Annotated in this window: 19 protein-coding genes; 8 read left to right on the top strand and 11 right to left on the bottom strand. The window is 43.6% G+C overall.

The annotated features are described in order from the left end of the window. Window positions 1–91: 91 nt before the first annotated feature. Window positions 92–1348: a YbfB/YjiJ family MFS transporter gene (locus INT03_RS12270; protein ID WP_060490941.1), complete on the top strand. Its 1257-nt coding sequence runs from the start codon at window positions 92–94 to the stop codon at window positions 1346–1348. On the opposite strand, the gene INT03_RS12265 is transcribed toward INT03_RS12270, so the two are convergent. Beyond that, window positions 1345–1833: an Lrp/AsnC family transcriptional regulator gene (locus INT03_RS12265; RefSeq protein ID WP_193009169.1), complete on the bottom strand. Its 489-nt coding sequence runs from the start codon at window positions 1831–1833 to the stop codon at window positions 1345–1347. The genes INT03_RS12270 and INT03_RS12265 overlap by 4 nt on opposite strands. Window positions 1834–2051: 218 nt before the next feature. Here INT03_RS12265 and leuA point away from each other — a divergent pair, with 218 nt between their 5' ends. Both leuA and INT03_RS12255 read left to right on the top strand, forming a co-directional pair. After that, on the top strand, window positions 2052–3836 hold the full coding sequence (leuA, locus tag INT03_RS12260; RefSeq protein ID WP_193009168.1) for a 2-isopropylmalate synthase: 1785 nt from the start codon (window positions 2052–2054) through the stop codon (window positions 3834–3836). Between the two features lie 259 nt (window positions 3837–4095). Further along, window positions 4096–4716 (top strand): hypothetical protein, encoded by a 621-nt coding sequence (locus INT03_RS12255; protein WP_109591303.1) that lies wholly within the window; start codon window positions 4096–4098, stop codon window positions 4714–4716. Window positions 4717–4828: 112 nt separating this feature from the next. On the opposite strand, the gene accC is transcribed toward INT03_RS12255, so the two are convergent. The 5 genes from accC to INT03_RS12230 all read right to left on the bottom strand — a co-directional run bounded on the left by accC (window position 4829) and on the right by INT03_RS12230 (window position 10530). Then, window positions 4829–6190: an acetyl-CoA carboxylase biotin carboxylase subunit gene (gene accC, locus INT03_RS12250; RefSeq protein WP_193009167.1), complete on the bottom strand. Its 1362-nt coding sequence runs from the start codon at window positions 6188–6190 to the stop codon at window positions 4829–4831. 154 nt (window positions 6191–6344) lie between these two features. Then, the gene (accB, locus tag INT03_RS12245) at window positions 6345–6773 is read right to left on the bottom strand and encodes an acetyl-CoA carboxylase biotin carboxyl carrier protein (RefSeq protein WP_109591299.1); all 429 of its coding nucleotides are present in this window, start codon (window positions 6771–6773) and stop codon (window positions 6345–6347) included. A 250-nt stretch (window positions 6774–7023) separates the two neighbouring features. Then, a complete protein-coding gene (locus tag INT03_RS12240; protein WP_193009166.1) occupies window positions 7024–8391 on the bottom strand; it encodes an MATE family efflux transporter in 1368 nt (455 codons plus the stop codon). Window positions 8392–8846: 455 nt separating this feature from the next. Beyond that, window positions 8847–9887, bottom strand: a complete 1041-nt coding sequence (locus INT03_RS12235) for a hypothetical protein (RefSeq protein ID WP_193009165.1) — start codon at window positions 9885–9887, stop codon at window positions 8847–8849. Between the two features lie 148 nt (window positions 9888–10035). Beyond that, complete coding sequence (locus tag INT03_RS12230) at window positions 10036–10530, bottom strand: EVE domain-containing protein (protein WP_193009164.1); 495 nt, start codon at window positions 10528–10530, stop codon at window positions 10036–10038. 291 nt (window positions 10531–10821) lie between these two features. Between INT03_RS12230 and hemW the strand changes: the two genes are divergently transcribed. After that, window positions 10822–12120, top strand: coding sequence for a radical SAM family heme chaperone HemW (gene hemW / locus INT03_RS12225; protein ID WP_193009163.1), 1299 nt, complete (start codon window positions 10822–10824; stop codon window positions 12118–12120). Window positions 12121–12232: 112 nt separating this feature from the next. Here the strand turns inward: hemW and INT03_RS12220 are convergent, their stop codons facing one another. After that, on the bottom strand, window positions 12233–12373 hold the full coding sequence (locus INT03_RS12220) for an entericidin A/B family lipoprotein (protein ID WP_045447789.1): 141 nt from the start codon (window positions 12371–12373) through the stop codon (window positions 12233–12235). A gap of 302 nt (window positions 12374–12675) precedes the next feature. Between INT03_RS12220 and INT03_RS12215 the strand changes: the two genes are divergently transcribed. Further along, the gene (locus INT03_RS12215) at window positions 12676–13248 is read left to right on the top strand and encodes a tRNA (cytidine(34)-2'-O)-methyltransferase (protein WP_193009162.1); all 573 of its coding nucleotides are present in this window, start codon (window positions 12676–12678) and stop codon (window positions 13246–13248) included. 92 nt (window positions 13249–13340) lie between these two features. Here the strand turns inward: INT03_RS12215 and INT03_RS12210 are convergent, their stop codons facing one another. From INT03_RS12210 to tusD, 4 genes are all read right to left on the bottom strand, one after another. After that, window positions 13341–13697: a TusE/DsrC/DsvC family sulfur relay protein gene (locus tag INT03_RS12210; RefSeq protein WP_193009161.1), complete on the bottom strand. Its 357-nt coding sequence runs from the start codon at window positions 13695–13697 to the stop codon at window positions 13341–13343. Next, window positions 13694–14068 carry a hypothetical protein gene (locus tag INT03_RS12205; RefSeq protein ID WP_226950276.1) on the bottom strand — a complete coding sequence of 125 codons (375 nt, stop codon included), beginning with the start codon at window positions 14066–14068 and terminating at the stop codon, window positions 13694–13696. The genes INT03_RS12210 and INT03_RS12205 overlap by 4 nt, the downstream gene beginning before the upstream one ends. 114 nt (window positions 14069–14182) lie before the next feature. Beyond that, window positions 14183–14506: a hypothetical protein gene (locus INT03_RS12200; RefSeq protein ID WP_045454966.1), complete on the bottom strand. Its 324-nt coding sequence runs from the start codon at window positions 14504–14506 to the stop codon at window positions 14183–14185. 71 nt (window positions 14507–14577) lie between these two features. After that, window positions 14578–14994 (bottom strand): sulfurtransferase complex subunit TusD, encoded by a 417-nt coding sequence (tusD, locus tag INT03_RS12195; protein WP_193009160.1) that lies wholly within the window; start codon window positions 14992–14994, stop codon window positions 14578–14580. A 216-nt stretch (window positions 14995–15210) separates the two neighbouring features. Between tusD and glnE the strand changes: the two genes are divergently transcribed. From glnE to INT03_RS12180, 3 genes are all read left to right on the top strand, one after another. Continuing rightward, the gene (gene glnE, locus INT03_RS12190; protein ID WP_193009159.1) at window positions 15211–18090 is read left to right on the top strand and encodes a bifunctional [glutamate--ammonia ligase]-adenylyl-L-tyrosine phosphorylase/[glutamate--ammonia-ligase] adenylyltransferase; all 2880 of its coding nucleotides are present in this window, start codon (window positions 15211–15213) and stop codon (window positions 18088–18090) included. Window positions 18091–18373: 283 nt separating this feature from the next. Further along, entirely contained in the window at window positions 18374–19303 is a 930-nt protein-coding gene (locus tag INT03_RS12185; RefSeq protein WP_055124135.1) for a branched-chain amino acid transaminase, read from the top strand. A 309-nt stretch (window positions 19304–19612) separates the two neighbouring features. Further along, a partial coding sequence (locus tag INT03_RS12180) for a glycosyltransferase (RefSeq protein ID WP_193009158.1) occupies window positions 19613–20430 on the top strand: 818 nt, incomplete at its 3' end.

Below are 20430 nucleotides of genomic sequence, written 5' to 3'. Positions count from 1 at the left end.
TCGCTTGTATGTTTGATTATTAATCTGCCGCTGCTCTTGAATGCTCTAACACAAAGGATTGTGTGCTAATTGCCGCAAAAATGGCTCTGTCATGATGACTGCTCTCAAAAGCCGTGCTTTTCCTCATATTACCAATGAAGCTGCCATTGCCTGTATCGGTATGTACTGCATGGCAGTCGTCATGGGCTATGGACGCTTCCTCTTTACTGCCACCTTGCCCGATATTATGGTGCAACTGTCGATTTCAACGACGATTGCAGGCTGGCTTGCCTCTATCAATTACATCGGTTATTTTATCGGTGCCCTCATCGCCATGTTTGTGCCTCAGCGTTCGACGTGGCAAGCGCTGACACTGTGGGCAATGATAAGTGTCGTCACAACGATGCTACTTGTCGTACCTGATATGTCATTAACTCTATGGTATCTCATTCGTCTAATCGCAGGTATTGCAAGCGGGGTAGCGATGATTTTAAGCTCATCGTTTGTCATTCAAAGCTTAAGTCCTGAACGCCGCTCTGTACTGTCGGCAGTACACTACGCAGGTATTGGTGTAGGCATCAGTGCCTCTGCCATACTGACGTGGTGGTTGTTAATATTGGGCTATCATTTTAATGTCATTTGGTTGGTAGCAGGCTTTACAAGTTTACCTCTGTTATGGCTACTCTATGCGGTAAAACCAAGACAAGCACAGGGTTCCGACTCGCTGCAGACTGATCCTACACAGCACGTGTCAGTGCATCAAACCTATTTGAGCTTTAAGCGCGCTTTGTATGAGGCCATTGCTGGTCATCGTAAGGCTATTGCTTTGCTGTCAGCGAGCTATGTACTGGCAGGCTTTGGTTATATTACCTCTGCAACATTTTTGCCAGTCATGGCAGCACAGCGCCTCACGACGCAGACGTATGCTGGATTGCTCATTTGGCTAGTCGTTGGTGTATTTGCGATGTTATCAAATCCACTGTGGGGCGCACTTGCCAAGCGAATTGGTGAAATTAAAACGTTAATAGGCTTAACGATATTACAAGCATTTGGGATGTGCCTGCCCATATGGTTCGATGGCGCTATTGGTTTGTACGGCAATGCTGCTATTTTAGGTTTGACCTTTGTGGGTATGGTATCGATGACGCTCACTTTGATTAAAAACATCAATCCTGCTTACTCAAATTTGCTGATAGGATTGGCAACTTTGGCTTATGCATTGGGTCAATTCTTGGGGCCATTGGTGACGGTAGCATTGGCAGGGCAGGACGACAATTTCAATGCAGGGCTACTCGTTGCCGCCGCTGGATTGATGGTTGGATTGGTGCTGTTGCTATTGTTTCGTCGACAGCCACCGACTACCATTTAAACCACACTACGATTAAATATTTCTCGCAGCTCAAAACTGGTATGCACTTGAGCGACACCTTCGATACGATTGAGCCTGTGTAATAAAAACTCCTCATAATGTGCCATATCGCGTACTCTTACCTTTATAAGGTAGTCTTCCGTACGACCCGTGACAATGCTACAGCTAATGACTTCATCAAAGCTCTGAATCTTACGCTCAAATTGCTCAAAGCGTTCAGCCGTATGGCGATCCATACTAATCGCAATAAAGACGGCGAGCGGGTAGCCAAGTTTTTGCGCATCCGTTTTGGTGTGATAACCTGTGATAATACCAGCATCTTCTAAGCGTTTAATACGGCGCGCACAAGGCGTGGCTGACAGGTTGACGCGTTCGGCAAGCTCGGTGATACTCATACGTGCCTGAGTTTGCAATACGCGCAAGAGCTGTCGATCGATCTCATCAATATCGGCTAAATGTGGACTATCCAGATGACTGTTTGTCATGATCTGTTACTTTATTAGTGAATTCAGCTAATTATACTGATTAAATTGTATTTTTTCACTAAAATAGCGCGATATATTATAGAAGAAAGCTGATTTCTATTGCATAAACTCTGATATTATTATGGTATAAACATTGGTTATCTCGTATGATAAACATTGATCTAATCACCAGCCGTCCAGCTAAAAACATAAATTCCCATATCATCTAAGGATTGATTATGTCTGACCAAGCCAAACGCACTGTAGCCTCAACGACTGCAAAGATTACACCCAAAAATGCTGCTTTTGATTATAAAAAGTATCGTCCATTTGCTTTTGCGCCCTCGCTGTCAGATCGTACTTGGCCGAGCAAAACGATTGAAAAGTCACCAATCTGGGCAAGTGTGGATCTGCGTGATGGCAATCAAGCACTGATTGATCCGATGACGATCGAACAAAAAATGCGTTTTTTTAAAACGTTGGTTGAGGTTGGTTTTAAAGAGATTGAAATTGGCTTTCCATCAGCGGCGCAGGTTGAATTTGATTTTGCTCGTAAACTTATCGAAGAAAATCACGTCCCAGACGATGTGACTTTGCAGGTATTGGTGCAGGCTCGTGAGCATTTGATCGCCCGTACGTTTGAGTCATTGAAAGGCGCGAAGCGTGCGATTGTCCATGTTTATAATTCAACCTGCCGTATCCAACGTGAAAAGGTCTACGGTAAAGACAAAGCTGAGATTAAAGAAATTGCTGTTACTGGTGCTAAATTATTGGTTGAATATGCGGCTAAATACCCAGAAACAGAGTGGGTATTCCAGTATTCACCAGAGAGCTTTAGTCAAACAGAAACTGAATATGCAGTAGAAGTCTGTGATGCGGTCTGTGAAGTATGGCAACCACAACAAGGGCAGGAAGTGATTTTAAACTTGCCAGCGACGGTTGAAGCGTCTATGCCCAATGTTTTTGCCGATCAAGTGGAGTATTTTTGCCGTCATCTTGCCCGGCGCGAGCATGTCATTATCAGCTTGCATACACATAATGACCGTGGCTGTGCGGTTGCAGCAGCAGAGCTTGGGGTATTAGCGGGCGCCGATCGTATCGAAGGTACGCTATTGGGTAATGGTGAGCGTACGGGTAATATGGATATCATGGTCATGGCGATGAACTTGTTTAGTCAAGGTATCGATCCAGAGCTTGATTTTAGTAATATGAGTGAAATTGTACAAGTGGTCAGCGAATGTAACAATTTGCCCTTACATCCGCGTCATCCATACGTCGGCGAATTGGTCTTTACGGCCTTTAGCGGCTCACATCAGGATGCCATCAAAAAATCTCTCGATTATAACGAAAAGCATCAAAACGAGACGGATAACGTTTGGGATGTGGCTTACTTGCCAATTGATCCGGCGCATATCGGTCGTAGTTATCAGGATGTGGTACGTATCAATAGCCAGTCTGGTAAAGGCGGTGTGGCTTATATCTTGCAGCGCAACTATGGCTTTAATTTGCCGCGCTGGATGCAAATTGACTTCAGCGGCGTAGTACAGAAGCAAGCTGAATCAGCTGCTCGCGAATTGCAGAATGATGAAATCTTACAAACCTTTGAAGACACGTATCTACAGCAAGGCAGTTTTGAGCTATTAGATTATACGGTCAATAATAAAGGCGGTGAAGTCTACTTTACTGGTCAAGTACAAATGAATGGGGACATCATTAATATTGATGGCACTGGTAATGGTCCATTATCATCGTTTATAGACGGCCTTGCCCAGCACACTGGTAAATCTATCCATGTCATCAACTACGCTGAGCATGCGATTAATCCGCAGCACAATAGCGGTGATGGCATCGATGATGATACCAATAATGACAACAAAACTAATGCAAATGCGGCGGCTTATATCCAACTAAATGTAGATGGTGAAGTTTATTCTGGCATTGGCACTTGTAGCAGTACTGTATCAGCGATGCTTAAAGGCGCATTATCAGCGTTTGCTCAAGCAGTTAGTACTGCCACTGCTTAATATTTTTATGATCGTTTTGATAACTTGTAGCTATAACGCTGTCGCTTCTTGTCTTTGGCAAGTAAAGCGATGGCGTTATTTTTTGCATGAAAAAAGACAGTCTATATGCAGAAAGTAGACATTTATGACTATCGCCTATCTTGCAGTTGGCTAAAGCATCACGACTAATAGCATAATGTTACTTGTGTTTTTGATGTCTAAGACTTACGCTAATGTACATAACTCATACTATTATATTATTATAAACAAAAGGTTAATTATGGAACCTATCTCACTTGCTTCATTTTCATTGGCTGCTATTTTGGCGTCATTGCCAGTAAATGGCGAAGTGGTCACTAAACCAACTATTACCACTCATATCAGCCCAGCTATCGCAGGACAATGGGAAATCGACTTAGACAGTAGTATCACGATGACCAAAGAAGCCAAAGCCAGACAAGCTGTAGCAAAAGAGCTGAAACAGACAAAAAGTGATGAGCCAGAAGTGACTGCTGGCACAGAAGGCGGTGTCCTTGTGCAGAGTGAAAAGCGCGTCCTTAATATTAAGCCAAATACCAACAACCAGTTAAAGGTCTCTGCTAAAAAAGCAAACCAGTGCCGCGAGCTGTATAATTTTGCGGCCGATAATGAGATGTGGGCAGTGAGTGGCAAAGAGTGGACATATGGTCGTTACCTAATCACGCACCGCGAAGAAGGGTTGCCCATTATTGCGCTAAAAACAGTCTATGACAACAATGAGGTAGATTGTTCAGGTAACCAAATCGACCAAACTGACGAAGCGTTGATTGCGTTTTTAAACCACGATGGCAACCAAATGCAATGGTGTGCGGATCCTGATGGTAATGAATGCTTTATGAATTTTAATAGAGTGTTGCCATAGCACTTTATCGTTAATTATAAGACTTAAGACCGTTTTTTTCTAAAATAGAAACATAAAAAAACCGCTATCAATGATCGATAGCGGTTTTTTTTATGCTCAACAATAAAATAGGTTATACATCCGTCTTCGTTTTATTGCCAGTCAGAAGCTCTCTTTCAAGGTAATGAATATTTTGTGCTTCATTGATGAAATTGTCATCTGCCAAAATTACATCACGATGTAGTGGGATATTGGTTTTAATACCCTCAATTACCAATTCATCGAGTGCATGTAGCGTCTTAGATACGGCTTGCTGCCGCGTTTGACCATGGCAGATCAGCTTGCCAATTAATGAGTCATAATAGCTTGGAATCTCGTAGCCAGGGTAGAGGTGCGAGTCAAAGCGTACACCAGCGCCACTGGGTGCAAACAGCTGAGTGACTGTACCAGGACAAGGCATAAAGGTGGCTGGATCTTCAGCATTGATACGACATTCAATCGCATGACCTTGAATCTCAATCTCACTTTGACGATAAGACAAACCGTAACCGGCTGCGATTTTTAGCTGCTCGACGACCACGTCGATGCCAGTAATCATCTCAGTCACTGGATGCTCAACTTGCACACGAGTATTCATCTCAATAAAAAAGTATTCATTATTTTCAAATAAAAACTCAAAAGTACCCGCACCGCGATATTTCACCAACTCACATGCTTTAACGCAAGCATCTAAGATAGGCTGACGCACATCGTCAGGAATATCAGGCGCAGGGGCTTCTTCTAATACTTTTTGGTGACGACGTTGCAATGAACAGTCTCGATCGTATAAGTGAATGGCATTACCGTTACCATCGCCAAGCACTTGTATCTCTACGTGGCGCGGATTTTGTAGGTAACGTTCCATATACACGGTATCATCGCCAAACCACAGCTCAGCTTCTTGCTTAGCTGCCTGTACTTGACCGATGACTTCTTCGAAGCGTTCAACCACACGCATACCGCGACCGCCGCCGCCAGAAGCGGCTTTGATCAATAAAGGAAAGCCGATATTGCGTGCTTGTTCTTCAGCATTATGCAATGTCACCGCGCCTACTGAGCCAGGGACGGTGGGTACGCCAGCCTTTTTCATCGCATTAATAGCAGAGACTTTGTTACCCATTAATCGGATGTGGTCAGCATTAGGACCGACGAAAGTGAGACCTGCTTCTTCGACGCGTTCAGCGAATTCAGCATTTTCAGCCAAAAAACCATAACCCGGATGGATAGCATCGGCACCAGTGATTTCAGCTGCGGTTAAAATAGTATTGATATCAAGATAGCTTTGATTGGCATTGGGTTTGCCAATACAGATTGCCTCATCAACAAAGCGCAGGTGCATCAAGTTTGCATCAGCTGTAGAGTAGACACCGACGGTCTCTATGCCAAGGGCTTTGCAGGCTCGAACGATACGTAGGGCAATCTCACCTCTATTGGCGATGAGCAGTTTTTTTATCATGGGGTCATCCTTGTCGAAGCGGCGGTCATTGATAGAGTCGTTATTTTAGGCACTATTAAATTGAGCTACGATAAAGATAAAATAACTCAAGCTAAAATGCCAAATGATAACGAAATCTCTATCATAATGAGGTAAAGGTTGGTAAATAGTGTCGTTAAGCTTTATAGCGTATGACGGGTTGACCAAACTGTACCACTTCGGAGTTATCGACTAAGATTTCGTCAACGACACCACTTTGCGTTGCCTCAAGAGGATTCATAATTTTCATGGCTTCGATGATGCCCAATGTGTCACCAGCTTGCACCTTTTGTCCGACCTTTACGAATGGCGGATCATTAGGGCTAGGGGCTGAGTAATAAACACCAACCATCGGCGATGTCTCAACGCTACCCGCTTTTACCGCTGGCTTTGCTTCAGCAGTGATAGGGGCAATGCCAGCAGCAGGTGCGGCCATCATGGTCGGTGCAGGCGCATCATAGTGACGAGTTAAGCTGATGTGTTCATCATCTGAGCTGATTTCTAAATTAACCAGTTCACTTTCTTCCATGAGGGCGATTAGGGTGCGTATTTTTTCAATATCCATAGTTTTAATTTTGCCTTCTACTAATTTCAAGAAATAGTGTAACTAAATATTGTGTAGGTAATTGCTAATGATACCTATATTCATGGCAATGAGCAATCGATGTACAGTTGTTAACTGAGTTTTTTTACATATTATGACGTAAGCATTTCTTACGAGTAAGAAATGCTTAATGATTTATCATAGTCTATGTGACCATGTAGCGCTAGTCATGGTTAGTAGATACTGCATTTACATCAGTATCGCTGCTGCATTAACCCCACATCGCCGTCAGACGCTTTTGTTGATAGCGCAGGCGTAGGGTGAGTAGAATAGACGATAAGAATAAACCTGTGATTAATGCCATCCAAAACCCTTGTGCGCCTATATCGGTGAAGCGCACCAAATAAACACCGAGTGGCAATGCCACCAGCCAGTAACAAAACAACGTGACCCACATTGGTATCGTGGTGTCTTGCATGCCGCGCAATATACCAGCGACGTTGACTTGCCAGCCATCGAACAGCTGATAACCAAGGGCAAAAATAAGTAAATGCATAGATTGCGTGATAACGGCTGGGTTATCAGAGAATGCAGCTGCCAATTGTGGCCTAAATAGCCAAATACCAAGCATACACGTGAGTGCAATCAATACTGTCCAGATAAGACCAGTGGCTTGCACTTGACGTAACGCCATGAGGTTTTTTTCGCCAAAACGATTGGATACCATGATTGTCAGTGCCATAGCGACTGATATCGGAATCATAAACAGCTGGGAGGTTACCGCTAATGCCACTTGATGCGATGCGGTTGCTAGCTCACCTAATGGACTGATAACAAGAGCGCCCAAGCTGAACAAACTGGCTTCAAAAAAGATAGAGATACCAATCGGAATACCAAGTTTAAGGAGCTTTTTAATCTGTGCACGGTTAGGGCTGGCAAAGGCATAAAAGAAGCGCGTGCTGGCAAACTGCTGTCGCTTAGTAAAGCTGGTATAAGCCGCCAGTAATAAAACATTTATCCATAACACTATTGCTGTTGCGACCCCGCAGCCTGCGCCGCCCATTTCGGGCATGCCAAACAGACCGTGGATAAATATATAGTTAAGGGGAATATCGGCAAGTAGCCCGATAATACTAATCACTGTCACCGGCTCAGGTCGCCCAAGTGCTTCGCAATAACTGCGTAGCACCGCATAGACAGCCAGTGCGGGAAAACCAAACGACACGCCATGCAAATACTGCGTTGCTATCGGTTGGATGTTTTCAGGCACACCCATGACCCCAAGTACATTGGGTGCTAAATTAACGATGATAAAGCCCATAATACCAATGACACTTGCGGTCCATAAAGACTGCTGCGTGATATGCGGTACTTGATGGTGCTTATTTTGACCAATCGCCTCACCAATAAGAGGGGTGGTGGCGATTAAAATACCAGTGGCTAATAAAAACAGCGGCAGCCAAATACCAGAGCCAACGGCGACGGCTGCTAAATCAAGCGCGGAGACTTGACCTGCCATGATAGCATCGACCACACCAAGTGCTGCTTGGCAAAACTGAGTAATTAAAATAGGAAGCGCGAGCACGCCTAAGCGTAAGCTGTAGCTTTTAAAATCTCTAAAAGATAATGGGAAAACCATAGTGAGCAACTTTTTATTCTTTGCGGTAATTATGATAGATGAGCAAATATTGCCATCAACAAAACAATAGCGAGACGGTCATACCATGACCAAAAATTTGAGCAGAAAAGCAAATGAGGACACGCCCTAAGCAAGTTTAACCAAGCCAATCCAGTTTTTTGGCTGGATGTAAAAGGGGGAGTCGTGCCGACGATAATACTCCGATAAATAATATGAGCAAGCCCATATAGACAGAGTATGCAAAAAAAGTCAGGCACAAAAATAAAAATAACCTGTCAATCCAAGCAGTGGATTGACAGGTCATAAATAAATAGAATGGTAAAGAAGCCACGCTATGATGTCAACGCTTTAAAAGCGTTGTATTGATCTTAAAAACTGACTGTGAAAGGTAATCGATTCAATAGAGTGTGCACTGGACGATAACCATTCTAACTTATAGGCACATCAGCAGGCATTTATAGCGACTCAGGCAAATCTTGCACCACTGCTTGATAGCCAATCAAGGTATTATTGGCATCAAATGCTTGCACGACAATCACGTAATTGGTGAACATGGCTGGAATGACAGGGGCAAACTGCGTTTCAAGATTACTTAATATCACGTTCTGCACATAGCCGTTGGCACCAGACTCGGCCTTGTTGACATCAATTTGGCTGACCAGTAAATGCTTGGTATTGGCAGGATTTTGCCAAGTGACGGTCTTTTGACTGCCATTACCGATGACATCAAGAGTCATTTTGCCCAGACTATAATCAAGTGGGTACGTCTTAAAATTAGAGCGATCGCTGATGGTGTAGGTGACGTTGCAATTTTTTTCGCTACTGGTTAGTTTTTTACCGCCGATGCCATCCTGATACTCAAAGCTACCTCTCCAAGGTGATCCTGCTTCTTTTTCCTCAAAGCTCCCCGCAAAGGTGGTTAATAAGTTCGGTGTTTCTACGCCCAAATCATTGATATACTTAATGTCTAAAAACGCTAACGTATCGAGACTGCCTGTTATTTTACCCGCGATATAGTTGTCAACCTTAATGGCTGAGTTGATGCCCAGAGTGTTATTTTCTTGGCAGGCTTGCTGCTGATAACTAACGCTACCATCTACGCTGCCAGCGCCATCTTTGCTGATGTCAAAGTAAACGGCACCGATATCGATATCGTCGCTGTCACCATCGTCAATCTCAATAAAGTGTCCGACATATAAACCGCCGCGACCGCCTTCTGGGGTTATTTTATCCAAGAAATTATCGAGCGATTCTTCTGGTAAAAATACCGACTCCAGAATCTCGGCCATGGATTTTTCATCATCGCTCAGCTTATCTTCGACTTCTTTATACTTCTCTTTGACCTTGTCTTCCACACGATCATATTCATTGTTCACCTGATCTTCTATTCGGTCATATTCCTCTTTGACCTTGTCCCCGTCACTGCCACAGGCGCTAAGGGTAAGACTGAACATGCTGACAGTTAATACAGATAATAGCAGTTTGGGTGCGCTCATAAGCGGGTCCTGATAATGGGGATAAAGGTGTGATAAAGAAAATCGAGAAATGAATTGTTGAGCATAAATGGCAAATATAGCAAATTTTTTGCAGACAGCGCATCAATAAGTGTTCGTTGATAACACTAAAAACCTTACTCAATCGTTACTATCTAACCACTGGTTGCTCAGATAGTAGATTAAGTGTTTCTGCCATATCCATAATGGCGTACCAGTGTTTGGCGTCTAGTGGAATCACGGTAAGTTGCTCACAGCCTTTTCTCATTAATAGTGAATCCTCAAGTGCGGGTAAAAATTTAAGGGCTGATAGTGGTAGAATATCAATAAATACTTGCTCAAAAGTGACGTCTACCATATACCAGCGTGGCTCATCTTCGGTGGCAATAGGATCGTAATGACGGTGCTCAGGATGGAACTGGCAAGGGTCAGGGTAGCCTGCTTTGCTTACCGTCATGATGCCAGCGACGCCAGACGGCTTAGCGCTAGAGTGATAAAAGAATACCTTGTCGCCGACCTGCATCTCGTCACGCATGAAGTTACGAGCACGGTAATTGCGCACACCATCCCAACTGTCGGTCTCTAGGCGTTGCAAATCATCAATACCAAAAAACTGGGGGTTGGATTTCATCAACCAATAAGCCATATCTTTATCCTATTTATCATTATCAGCCATTCATTATTTGCAATATCACTGTATGCAATGTCATTTAATACAATATCATTTAATACAATGTCACTTTATGCCATCATTCTTCACTATTTTGCCTATAAAAGTACAGGGTTAACATGAATGTTTGTGATTGGTTTTGTTATTGATCGGCTTTTCTTTAAGATAGCCTTTTTTTTAATCACATTAGCCGTTATCCTAGCGCTACTTTCTGCTAGTGACAGCAGTCATCCATTTATGTAACCTTTTTTATAGATACCTTCGTTTATGTCAAATATTACACCTGCTCATTTTTCTGATAATCTCAGCGCTTTTAATAATACTGCGAGTGGGATACAGGTAAGCGCCATTCCACTGGCGCTTTATATTCATATCCCGTGGTGTGTCAAAAAATGCCCTTATTGTGATTTTAATTCGCATGAGCTGCCGATGGATATGCAGCTATCTATGTATGACGAATATGTGGATGCGCTGCTGTCAGATGCCGCCATGCAGCAGTCGTTAACCCAAGCGCGTGAAATCAGTTCGATTTTTATCGGTGGTGGTACGCCTTCACTGCTACCCATTGCGCAATACCAGCGATTGTTTACTGGCTTACGCAACATTTTTAAGTTTGCTGATGGCATTGAAGTGACGATGGAAGCCAATCCGGGCACGCTTGAGCATGCGCCTTTTTCCCAATATTTAGAGGTGGGTATCAATCGTTTGTCGATAGGTGTACAAAGTTTTGCTGCTGATAAGCTCAAAACCCTTGGTCGCATACATGACCCTGCACAAGCATTGTCAGCGATTCGTGCAGCTTGCGCAGCTGGGTTTGAGCGAGTCAATGTCGATTTGATGCATGGGCTACCGCAGCAAACGATGAATGAGGCGCTGAACGATATCCAGATGGCGCATGATGCTGGGGCGACGCATATCTCTTGGTATCAATTAACGATTGAGCCCAATACCGTATTTTACCGTAGCCAGCCGATTTTACCAGATGAGGATAACTTGGCAGATATTGAGCAGGCAGGTCAAGCGTTGTTGCAGCAGTTGGGCTACCGCAATTACGAAGTATCCGCGTGGGCAGGCGCGTCAGATGAGGCATGCTGTCACAATGTTAATTACTGGCAATTTGGTGACTACCTAGCGATTGGTGCGGGCGCGCATGGCAAAGTAACGATTGCTCATGAAGCATCAGCATTGACAGAGAATGGCTTAAAGAATGACTTGCTAGCAGACTCTGGTATTTATCGTTTTAGTAAGTCACGACTGCCTAAAGATTATGTGGATTATCAAGATAACACTGACTCTTCTGTTAAACGAAATTCACCAAAAATGGTGGGTTGGCAGGAAATTGACAGTGATGAATTGGTCAGTGAGTTTATGCTGAATGCGCTACGTCTACATGATGGCGTCGCTTGGTCTATGTTTACTGCAAGGACAGGGCTGAGTTACGATGATATTGCTGTACAAGTGGCGCAATTGATTACTCAGGGATTGCTAGTAGACAATACCGAGCGGCTACAGCCAACGCTATTGGGTCAACGTTATCTCAATCAGATATTGCGAGCTTTCTTATAATTAGAGATATTTACTGTTCTTTAATGTCAGTCTTTACTATCGAAAAATAAAGTCATAAAAAAGGCTTATCACATAAATGATAAGCCTTTCAAATACGCAAAAAAATCAATACTTAGATTTTATTTTGTACGTCTTGTGCGCCGCCAGTAACAGCTTCGCCAGCGCTTGATACGTCTTGGCCCAAACCTTTAAAAGTGTTGCAACCAGTTAGAACAAACATAGCAGTTAAAGATGCGATGATTAATTTTTTCATAATAGAATCCTCAAAAATGGGTCGTTATAAATAATAACAGTGATGCTAAGCATTAGGCTTGAGCCTCACTGAGGGGTTATTGGATAAGATAATAATTGATAAATACTATCTCGATATCCGTTAGAGACATCATAGTGAAAGTTAAAAACTGTGCAAAGTATCAAAATGTAATTATTGGCAGTAAACTGTAACTTTTAATTACCTTTTGCTCAGAAATTCAAATAACCATCATTTTAGTAGAGTCTGTCTACGTTATCTCGGATCGACGATAATATGCAGATTTGACGACTTAAGGAGTCGATATGACCACTCATATTGTGTTGGTAGCGCCAAAAATGCCTAGTAACACGGGCAATATTATCCGCTTATGTGCCAACACGGGCGCGCAGCTACATTTGGTAAGGCCATTAGGGTTTGAGCTTGATGATAAAAAGCTGCGGCGTGCAGGTTTGGATTATCATGAATACGCGCACCTACAAGTACATGATGATTGGGCGACAGCAAAACTGGCGCTACAGGCAGCGGATTGTCATATTGTCACAGCATTGACCACCAAACTGAGCAAGCCTTTTTATGACTATGACTTTGGTGGGCAACAGATGGCTGCCGAATCTGATCGTGCTCTGATGCCTGAGCAGATACCTAATGTCGCCTTAGTATTTGGCTCTGAAACAGCAGGTTTGGCAGATGATATACGTGAAGATATCGGCGCTGATCACTGGTTGCGATTGCCTATGCTGGCTGATTCACGCAGTTTGAACTTATCGAATAGTGTGGCGATATGTCTGTATGAGGTATGGCGTCAGCAAGGCTTCACTGGTGATGAAGGTCGTAGTATCGGTTATGAAACCTTAACGGTATATGATCCAAAATAGCCGTGCATTTTTTACTGATTGCAGGCGATGATCCAACATTCAGGTATTCATCGCCATTCATGAGCCCTTATCAATCATATAAGCCATATATCTTACAAACAGTTGGGTGGTTTGGGCAGACCAGCAAGGCGATTGACATGGCGGGCAACCAAGCCAGTGTTGAATAACTGCTGTAGTTTCTGATTGCTGATATCATGCTCTGGCAAGGTTTTCTGTAACCATTTAATCAGTGGGCGCGTGGCTGGTGCGTGATTAAACTGAGTAAAAAATGCCCGTACCTGTTGTAAAATTTGTAAATGCTCAGTTTCTAGATGCACCTCTAGAGTGTTGGCCAATTGCTGAGCGATATCAGGGGTCCAGAAGTTATGGTCACATAAATGACCGTCTTGATCTAATTCAACGTTGTTTGCCGCTGTTATATCATGATTGATCGTATTGTCGTTATTCATAGGGCGATGGTCACTACTTTGTCAAACCCCGCATTATTAGCATCGGTATTACTAGTACTGGTATTACTAACACTAGTACTCTGAGTTAGATTGACCCACTCTTCATCCGTTAACAGCCCACTCAACTTGGTTTCTAGATTGAGCTTCGCGCTGGTATTGGTACTTAGCTGCGCCACATCATCGGCTAAGGCATAGATATCAGTGATGCCTTGTATTTCACTGTCACTCAAATAGGCATCAAGCCAACTGATAAAAGCCACGGTTCTACCGAGCAAGAGAATGCTGTCACCAGTGCGCCATGTCCGTGACATCTCATCGACACTGCGCCTGAGCGTATCCATTGTGCTGTGTATTTGATATAAAGTTGCCATAACAGTGTCCGATTTTTTGCTAGATTTAGGATAAGGCGTGTCCTCATTTTCATCTCTATTTTTAAAATGAGGACACGCCCTAGTATTTAAAGTATTACAAATAAAATTGCGAGGCTAAAAGCGTAGTATTTGCTCAAAGTCTGAAGCGTTCACCACTTCAGGTATCAATGTCAATTGTGAAGCCAAATCAATAGGCAGCATACCTGTGACCCACCCGCTAAAGACATCGTCAGGTAGCCAAGCGGCTGGCATGTCATATAGCTCAAGCGACTGAATCATACCATGCAAACGCGACGCAGGCTGCATCAACAAGCCAAAAACAGGCGCATCCAAATACAGCTGTACTTCATGACCAAAGGTCGCTAGCGTTAATGCAAGCGCACAGCCTTCATAACTCGCCATTTCAGTCGGCGTGAGCAGCTGAATTAATAATTTCATGGTTAATTCCTAATCTAATTGGTCGCTGACAGTTATTATCATAAGATGTAATCTGTCTGCACGGCAAGTCGTCAAAATTGCATCAAACGACAGTCGCCTTGCATCATCATCGCCAGCTCACTCAGTCCGACCAGTGAAAAGCCAGTAGCAAGGTTGTCACCATTAAGTTGATGGCGTTTGCTGTTATCCGTGTCGCTAATGCCGCGACTGAGTGCAGTACTGACACAGACAGGCAGCGCTAACCGGAACTGCTCAGCGAGCGTTTGCCACTCTTTGGTCAAATTAATTTGATCTGCCGACTGCCAGCGTAAACCGTTGGCTGTATGCGCCGCATCGCCATAAAAAAACACGTTTAAGGTGATATTATCATTGGTATCTTTATTATTGGCGGCATTTTTGAGATAAGCGCGTGCATAGCGTAGCGCTAAATGGGCAAGTGGGTGGCTAGGATCAGCAGTAATCAGAAGCAATGGGGTCATGGTTGTCATAAGAGCTCTTTTCAATCATCTGCGCTAAAGTTGTTTATGCTACCATAAAGCGCTCAAAAGCAAATAGGGTCACTGTCATTAAACGTAGTTTTATATTAAATACTGACATATTGCGTATCGTTAGTTGATGCTGTGACTGCTTCGTAAGAAAAAACGATAAACTTATGCGCTAAGTTCACGTAGTCTTATCACTCTATGCAAGGAGTTATGTTCCCTATGTCACCCGCTATGCCTTCACGTGCGACCCATGGTACAGATTGTCAGTATACAACCGAACAGCTGCAAATATTGCAGACGGCAAGCGAGTTCGCTTATCAAATTTGGGAGAGTCGAACGGTTTCATGCCAAACGTTTTTACGTAGCTACCCGTTAGATCGAACCTTAACTCGGCAGCAAATCGATGATTTGATTCAAGATTATACGTTAGATGATAATTACCAACTTGCTGATGAAGTGAAGGTGATGAGTGGCCTGCGTCATCTACGTACACTGCTGATGATGCGCTGGATTTGGCAAGATGCCTTACAACTGATAGCACTTGAGCAATTGACCGACGAGCTGTCTGAGTTTGCAGATGGTTGTATCTCATTTGCCAAAGATTATACCTACCAGCATTTGATTAAACAGTACGGCGAACCAACGTTTGTCAATGCTAAAGGTAACGTGCAAATTGATGATATGGCGATTATGGCGATGGGCAAGCTTGGCGCTCATGAGCTGAACCTATCGAGTGATATAGACCTTATCTTTGTTCATAAGGCTCGCGGTGTAACCAGCGGTGATAAATCAAAAGGCACGCGCAGCATAGATAATAAGCGGTTTATGACAAGGCTTGGTCAAGGTATTATTAAATTACTGGATCAAAAGACGGCTGATGGCTTTGTTTTTCGGGTCGATATGCGTCTGCGCCCTTGGGGTGACGGTAGTGATTTGGCCATTCATCTATCTGCATTACAGAAGTACTTCTCTCAACATGGACGTGCATGGGAGCGTTTTGCATGGTTAAAAGCGCGAGTAGTCGGGCAGATAGAACAGCCGTTTTATGATGAGATACAAGCGCTCATCAAGCCCTTTGTTTTCCGTTATTATGTGGATTATAGTGCTTTTTCAGCGCTCAGGGAGATGAAATCCCTTATCCAAAACCAAGTCGCTCAGCGGGAGGATTTGGATAACATCAAGCTGGGTGCTGGTGGTATCAGAGACATTGAGTTTATTGTGCAGGCCTTTCAGTTGATTTATGGTGGCAGGCATCCTCAATTACAGGTGAAATCTTGTTTACAAGCAATGCAGGTATTACATAAGCTTGAGTATTTAGAGAGGACTACTTATCAGGAGCTCCAAGCCGCGTATCGTTTTTTACGTCGGCTTGAACACGCCATTCAAGCGATCAATGATCAACAGACTCAGCGTTTGCCACATGATCCGCAGTGGCAGTATAACTTGGCAGTTACCCTTGGGTTTGACGATTGGAACGCACTGTTAGATACCCTTAACCACCACCGAGACAATGTCAATGTTCCCTTTGAGCGTATGGTGACCGAACGTCAGGTACCGGATCATGAAGACACAGATCTTGAGCCCGAACATCTTGATGAACAGATTGCACGATTGAATGATGTGTTAACGGCAGAAAACCGAGTGCTATTACAAGATTTTTGGCAGTCAAAGATGGTCGCTAACTTAAGCGATGAGGCTCGCGAGCGGTTGGATGACGCTTATCCTGTGATTATCCATGCGTTACTCGCTCATCAAGAGCAGCAGCAATTGGCCAATACCGCTTTGCCGCGTCTCATTACATTGCTCGAAGCGATTTGTCGTCGTTCTATCTATTTGGTGATGATTGCAGAAAATCCCAATGCAACGATTGAGCTGATACCCATGCTGTCGGCGAGTCCTTGGATTGCCAAAGAGTTGGCACATTATCCTGTGCTTTTAGATACTTTTTTACAGCAGCGCTATCGCCACTTGCCGGACAAGCCAGAGTTGCGTGATATTTTGCGTCAACAACTATTGCGCGTAGAGCCTAATGACGAAGAAGAGCTGCTCAGCGTATTAAGACTATTTAAGAAGAACCAAGTGTTGGCGGTCGCCGCCAGTGATGTATTGGCTGAGCGTCCGATTATGAAGGTGTCGGATTCTCTCACTTATATCGCAGCGGTAGTACTAGAAGCCGCATTAGAACGGGCTTTTGCAGAAATTGTCAAACGCTACGGCTATCCTATTGGTCAAGATGGCGATCCAGTGACCGAGGCAGACTGCGGTTTTGCCATTATTGGTTATGGCAAGCTTGGCGGACTGGAGTTGTCGTATTCTTCAGATTTGGATCTGGTGTTTTTACACAAGATAAAAGAGCAGGGCATGACCACGGGTGAAAAATCAGTCAGCGGTATGAAGTTTGCTGCCCGTTTGGTACAAAAGCTGATGAACTATCTCAATACCCAAACTCGAGATGGCCGCGCTTATGAGATTGATATGCGTTTGCGCCCTTCAGGTAATGCTGGCATGATGGTGGTGTCTTGTCATGCTTTTGAAACCTATCAGCTAGAAAAGGCATGGTCGTGGGAGCATCAAGCCTTGGTACGGGCGCGAGCGATTTGCGGTGATAAACGAGTGACGGCACGCTTTTGTGATATTCGCCGAGACGTATTATCATTACCGCGCACGATAGAGCAGGTGCGTACAGAAGTCACCAGTATGCGTATTAAGATGCAAAAACATCTGGGCACCAGTCAATGGCAACAACAAGCAGGTAAGTTTCATCTTAAACAAGATGCAGGTGGGATCATTGACATTGAATTCTTAGCGCAATTTGCAGTATTGGCTTATTCGCATGAGCATCCGAGCCTGACCAAATGGAGCGACAACGTTCGTATTTTTGAAGAAGTGGCATCACTGGGTATTTGGGAGGAGCAAGTTTGCCAAGATTTAACGGATGCTTACCTCAGAATTCGTGCTGCTACTCATCAATTGGCACTATCAGAGCAATCGCTATTGGTGGATGAGTCACTGTGGAAAGAAACACGAGCATTAGTACAAGCGCAATGGCAACATTTGATGGGTGTTAATTTGGCAGATGACGATTCGCCTCATTCTTAAGAAGGTTTTTGCTTATAAATAATAGCCTGTGATACTCAAAATAAAAGATTTCATTTGCTAGCACCGCCAGTGATATAATCGGCGACACATTACGATAAAGCTGTCAGTTGTTGGTTGTTTCTTAGTAAGGATAATACTATATTTTAGCAATAAAATTTGACGCTGCGGTGTTATCATATGATGTTGATAAATATGATTAAACAAAACCTCTAGTCGAAGCATTTATACGTGCGTCGACTATACCTAAAAAAATAGCCGTTAGTGCTAACATAAGGATTATAAAATGAATATGGCAACACAAGATGGTAAGCTTTGGATGAATGGCACAATGATTGAGCAGCCAGATGCCAAAGTCCATGTGCTGACGCATAGCTTGCATTATGGCATGGCTGTGTTTGAAGGTGTGCGCGCGTACCAAACTGCTGACAATCGCACCGCTATTTTTCGTCTGAAAGAACACACAGAGCGTCTGTTAGGCTCTGCAAAAATCTTTCAAATGAATGTACCGTTTGATGCAGCGACTCTGGAGCAGGCGCACAAAGATGTGGTCAAGCAAAACAACTTGGCAGAAGCCTATATTCGTCCGCTCATTTGGGTCGGTGCAGAAAAGCTTGGTTTATCGTCACGTGATAATAGTATCAATGCGATGGTTGCTGCTTGGCATTGGGGCGCTTATCTGGGTGAAGAGGGTATCAAGAACGGCATCCGTGTAAAAACCTCTTCATTTACTCATCATATGACCAATGTGACCATGTGTAAGGCAAAAGCCTCGAGCAACTATCCAGTGTCCATCATGGCAAACCAAGAAGTCACTCGTAATGGCTATGACGAAGCTATCTTGATGGATCCGCAGGGTTACGTTTGCCAAGGTGCAGGCGAAAACTTATTCTTAGTAAAAGATGGTGTATTGCATACACCGGACTTAGCAGGTGGTGCACTTGACGGAATCACGCGTCGTACTATCATTCAATTTGCCGATGATCTAGGCATCAAAGTCGTTGAACGCCGTATCACTCGTGATGAGTTTTATTTGGCGGATGAGATATTCATGACGGGTACGGCGGCTGAAGTCACACCTATTCGTGAATATGATGACCGTACTATCGGCAATGGTGGACGTGGACCTTTGACTGAGCAGCTACAAACCTTGTACTTTGATGTAGTACATGGTCGCAATGAGCAATATATGGATTGGTTAAGTTTTATTGATTAATATTTAGAATTATGTTGTATGAGATAAAAAAGCTAAGACTGTTTTAAGTCTTAGCTTTTTTGTTGAGTGGTATTAATCGGTATTCTAAAGTAAAGTTCATACACTATAACTATACGCTCGCACATAATTTATGGATGCGGTATCATAACGTCGCTTAGTTTCAAGCTATATCTAGCTATGGTGTCCATCTACAAACACGGCTGCTTAGCATATCGATTCTTAAAGCAGGTGCGTTCAAATTGAGAGCGTCACAAAACATTATTTTTAGCTAAGTCTGGCTTTACTTTGAATAGATTAATGGAGAAGCCGTTGAGAGTCTTACATTTTGTCACTGGTGGCTTTTCAGGAGCCACGAAAGTTGCTATTGATTTGGTTGAGGCACACAATCAAATAGAATCGACTGAAAACCTGTTAGTACTGCGTCGCAAAAAAACGACCGTACCAGAAAAGCTTGCTGAACTTGAAGGTAAAGATATCGATTACAAGCTTGTCACAAGTACTAACCATCTTGCGACCCTTCACGAATTAAAAAAACTATGTGTGCAATGGCGACCTGATATATTGGTTGCGCATGGGTTTCCTGAGCATTTACTGGGAAGACGGGCAGGGCTATTGGCACAAGTACCTTGCTTGGTACAAGTGGAACACAACTCTAAAGAGCGCTATACACCTTGGAAGATATACCAAACGCGTAAACTAAGTAAATCAACTGCTAGAATTGTGGCTGTCTCTGAAGGCGTAGCCCAAGTCTTATCTGAGCAGGGTCTTCACGCACCCATTCAAGCCATCCCAAATGGTATTGATACCACTCGATTTGGCGGTGTGAATCTTGCACCTGTTAATGAAAGGTCGCATGATCTGATTATGGTGGGAAGATATGCTAAAAGTAAGGATCACGTTACTTTAATTGAAGCACTGAATCAGTTAAAGCAAAAAGGCATCAATCCCACTCTTACCTTAGTTGGTAGTGGGCGCAAGCGTTACCAAAGAGAAGTACATGATTTGGTTGCTCGCTATGAGCTGCATGAACAAGTGACCTTTATAGAGTACAGTAGCGAAGTTGAAAAGCTATTGCTACAACATAAAGTATTTGGTGGTGTTCTAAAAAGTATGCTGACATCAGACAT

The sequence above is a fragment of the Psychrobacter sp. PG1 genome, from assembly GCF_014897815.1.
In the GTDB taxonomy this organism is placed as follows: Bacteria; Pseudomonadota; Gammaproteobacteria; order Pseudomonadales; family Moraxellaceae; genus Psychrobacter.
This window is presented reverse-complemented; position numbering and strand designations above follow the sequence as displayed.

Bases quoted from the DNA above. Each gene is read 5' to 3' on its own strand.
- INT03_RS12235 (WP_193009165.1), bottom strand. From the start codon at position 9,887: ATGAGCGCACCCAAACTGCTATTATCTGTATTAACTGTCAGCATGTTC.
- INT03_RS12230 (WP_193009164.1), bottom strand. From the start codon at position 10,530: ATGGCTTATTGGTTGATGAAATCCAACCCCCAGTTTTTTGGTATTGAT.
- tusD (WP_193009160.1), bottom strand. From the start codon at position 14,994: ATGACAACCATGACCCCATTGCTTCTGATTACTGCTGATCCTAGCCAC.
- glnE (WP_193009159.1), top strand. From the start codon at position 15,211: ATGTCACCCGCTATGCCTTCACGTGCGACCCATGGTACAGATTGTCAG.
- INT03_RS12265 (WP_193009169.1), bottom strand. From the start codon at position 1,833: ATGACAAACAGTCATCTGGATAGTCCACATTTAGCCGATATTGATGAG.
- INT03_RS12220 (WP_045447789.1), bottom strand. From the start codon at position 12,373: ATGAAAAAATTAATCATCGCATCTTTAACTGCTATGTTTGTTCTAACT.
- INT03_RS12200 (WP_045454966.1), bottom strand. From the start codon at position 14,506: ATGAAATTATTAATTCAGCTGCTCACGCCGACTGAAATGGCGAGTTAT.
- INT03_RS12255 (WP_109591303.1), top strand. From the start codon at position 4,096: ATGGAACCTATCTCACTTGCTTCATTTTCATTGGCTGCTATTTTGGCG.
- INT03_RS12240 (WP_193009166.1), bottom strand. From the start codon at position 8,391: ATGGTTTTCCCATTATCTTTTAGAGATTTTAAAAGCTACAGCTTACGC.
- leuA (WP_193009168.1), top strand. From the start codon at position 2,052: ATGTCTGACCAAGCCAAACGCACTGTAGCCTCAACGACTGCAAAGATT.
- hemW (WP_193009163.1), top strand. From the start codon at position 10,822: ATGTCAAATATTACACCTGCTCATTTTTCTGATAATCTCAGCGCTTTT.
- accB (WP_109591299.1), bottom strand. From the start codon at position 6,773: ATGGATATTGAAAAAATACGCACCCTAATCGCCCTCATGGAAGAAAGT.
- INT03_RS12270 (WP_060490941.1), top strand. From the start codon at position 92: ATGATGACTGCTCTCAAAAGCCGTGCTTTTCCTCATATTACCAATGAA.
- accC (WP_193009167.1), bottom strand. From the start codon at position 6,190: ATGATAAAAAAACTGCTCATCGCCAATAGAGGTGAGATTGCCCTACGT.
- INT03_RS12210 (WP_193009161.1), bottom strand. From the start codon at position 13,697: ATGAATAACGACAATACGATCAATCATGATATAACAGCGGCAAACAAC.
- INT03_RS12185 (WP_055124135.1), top strand. From the start codon at position 18,374: ATGAATATGGCAACACAAGATGGTAAGCTTTGGATGAATGGCACAATG.
- INT03_RS12205 (WP_226950276.1), bottom strand. From the start codon at position 14,068: ATGGCAACTTTATATCAAATACACAGCACAATGGATACGCTCAGGCGC.
- INT03_RS12215 (WP_193009162.1), top strand. From the start codon at position 12,676: ATGACCACTCATATTGTGTTGGTAGCGCCAAAAATGCCTAGTAACACG.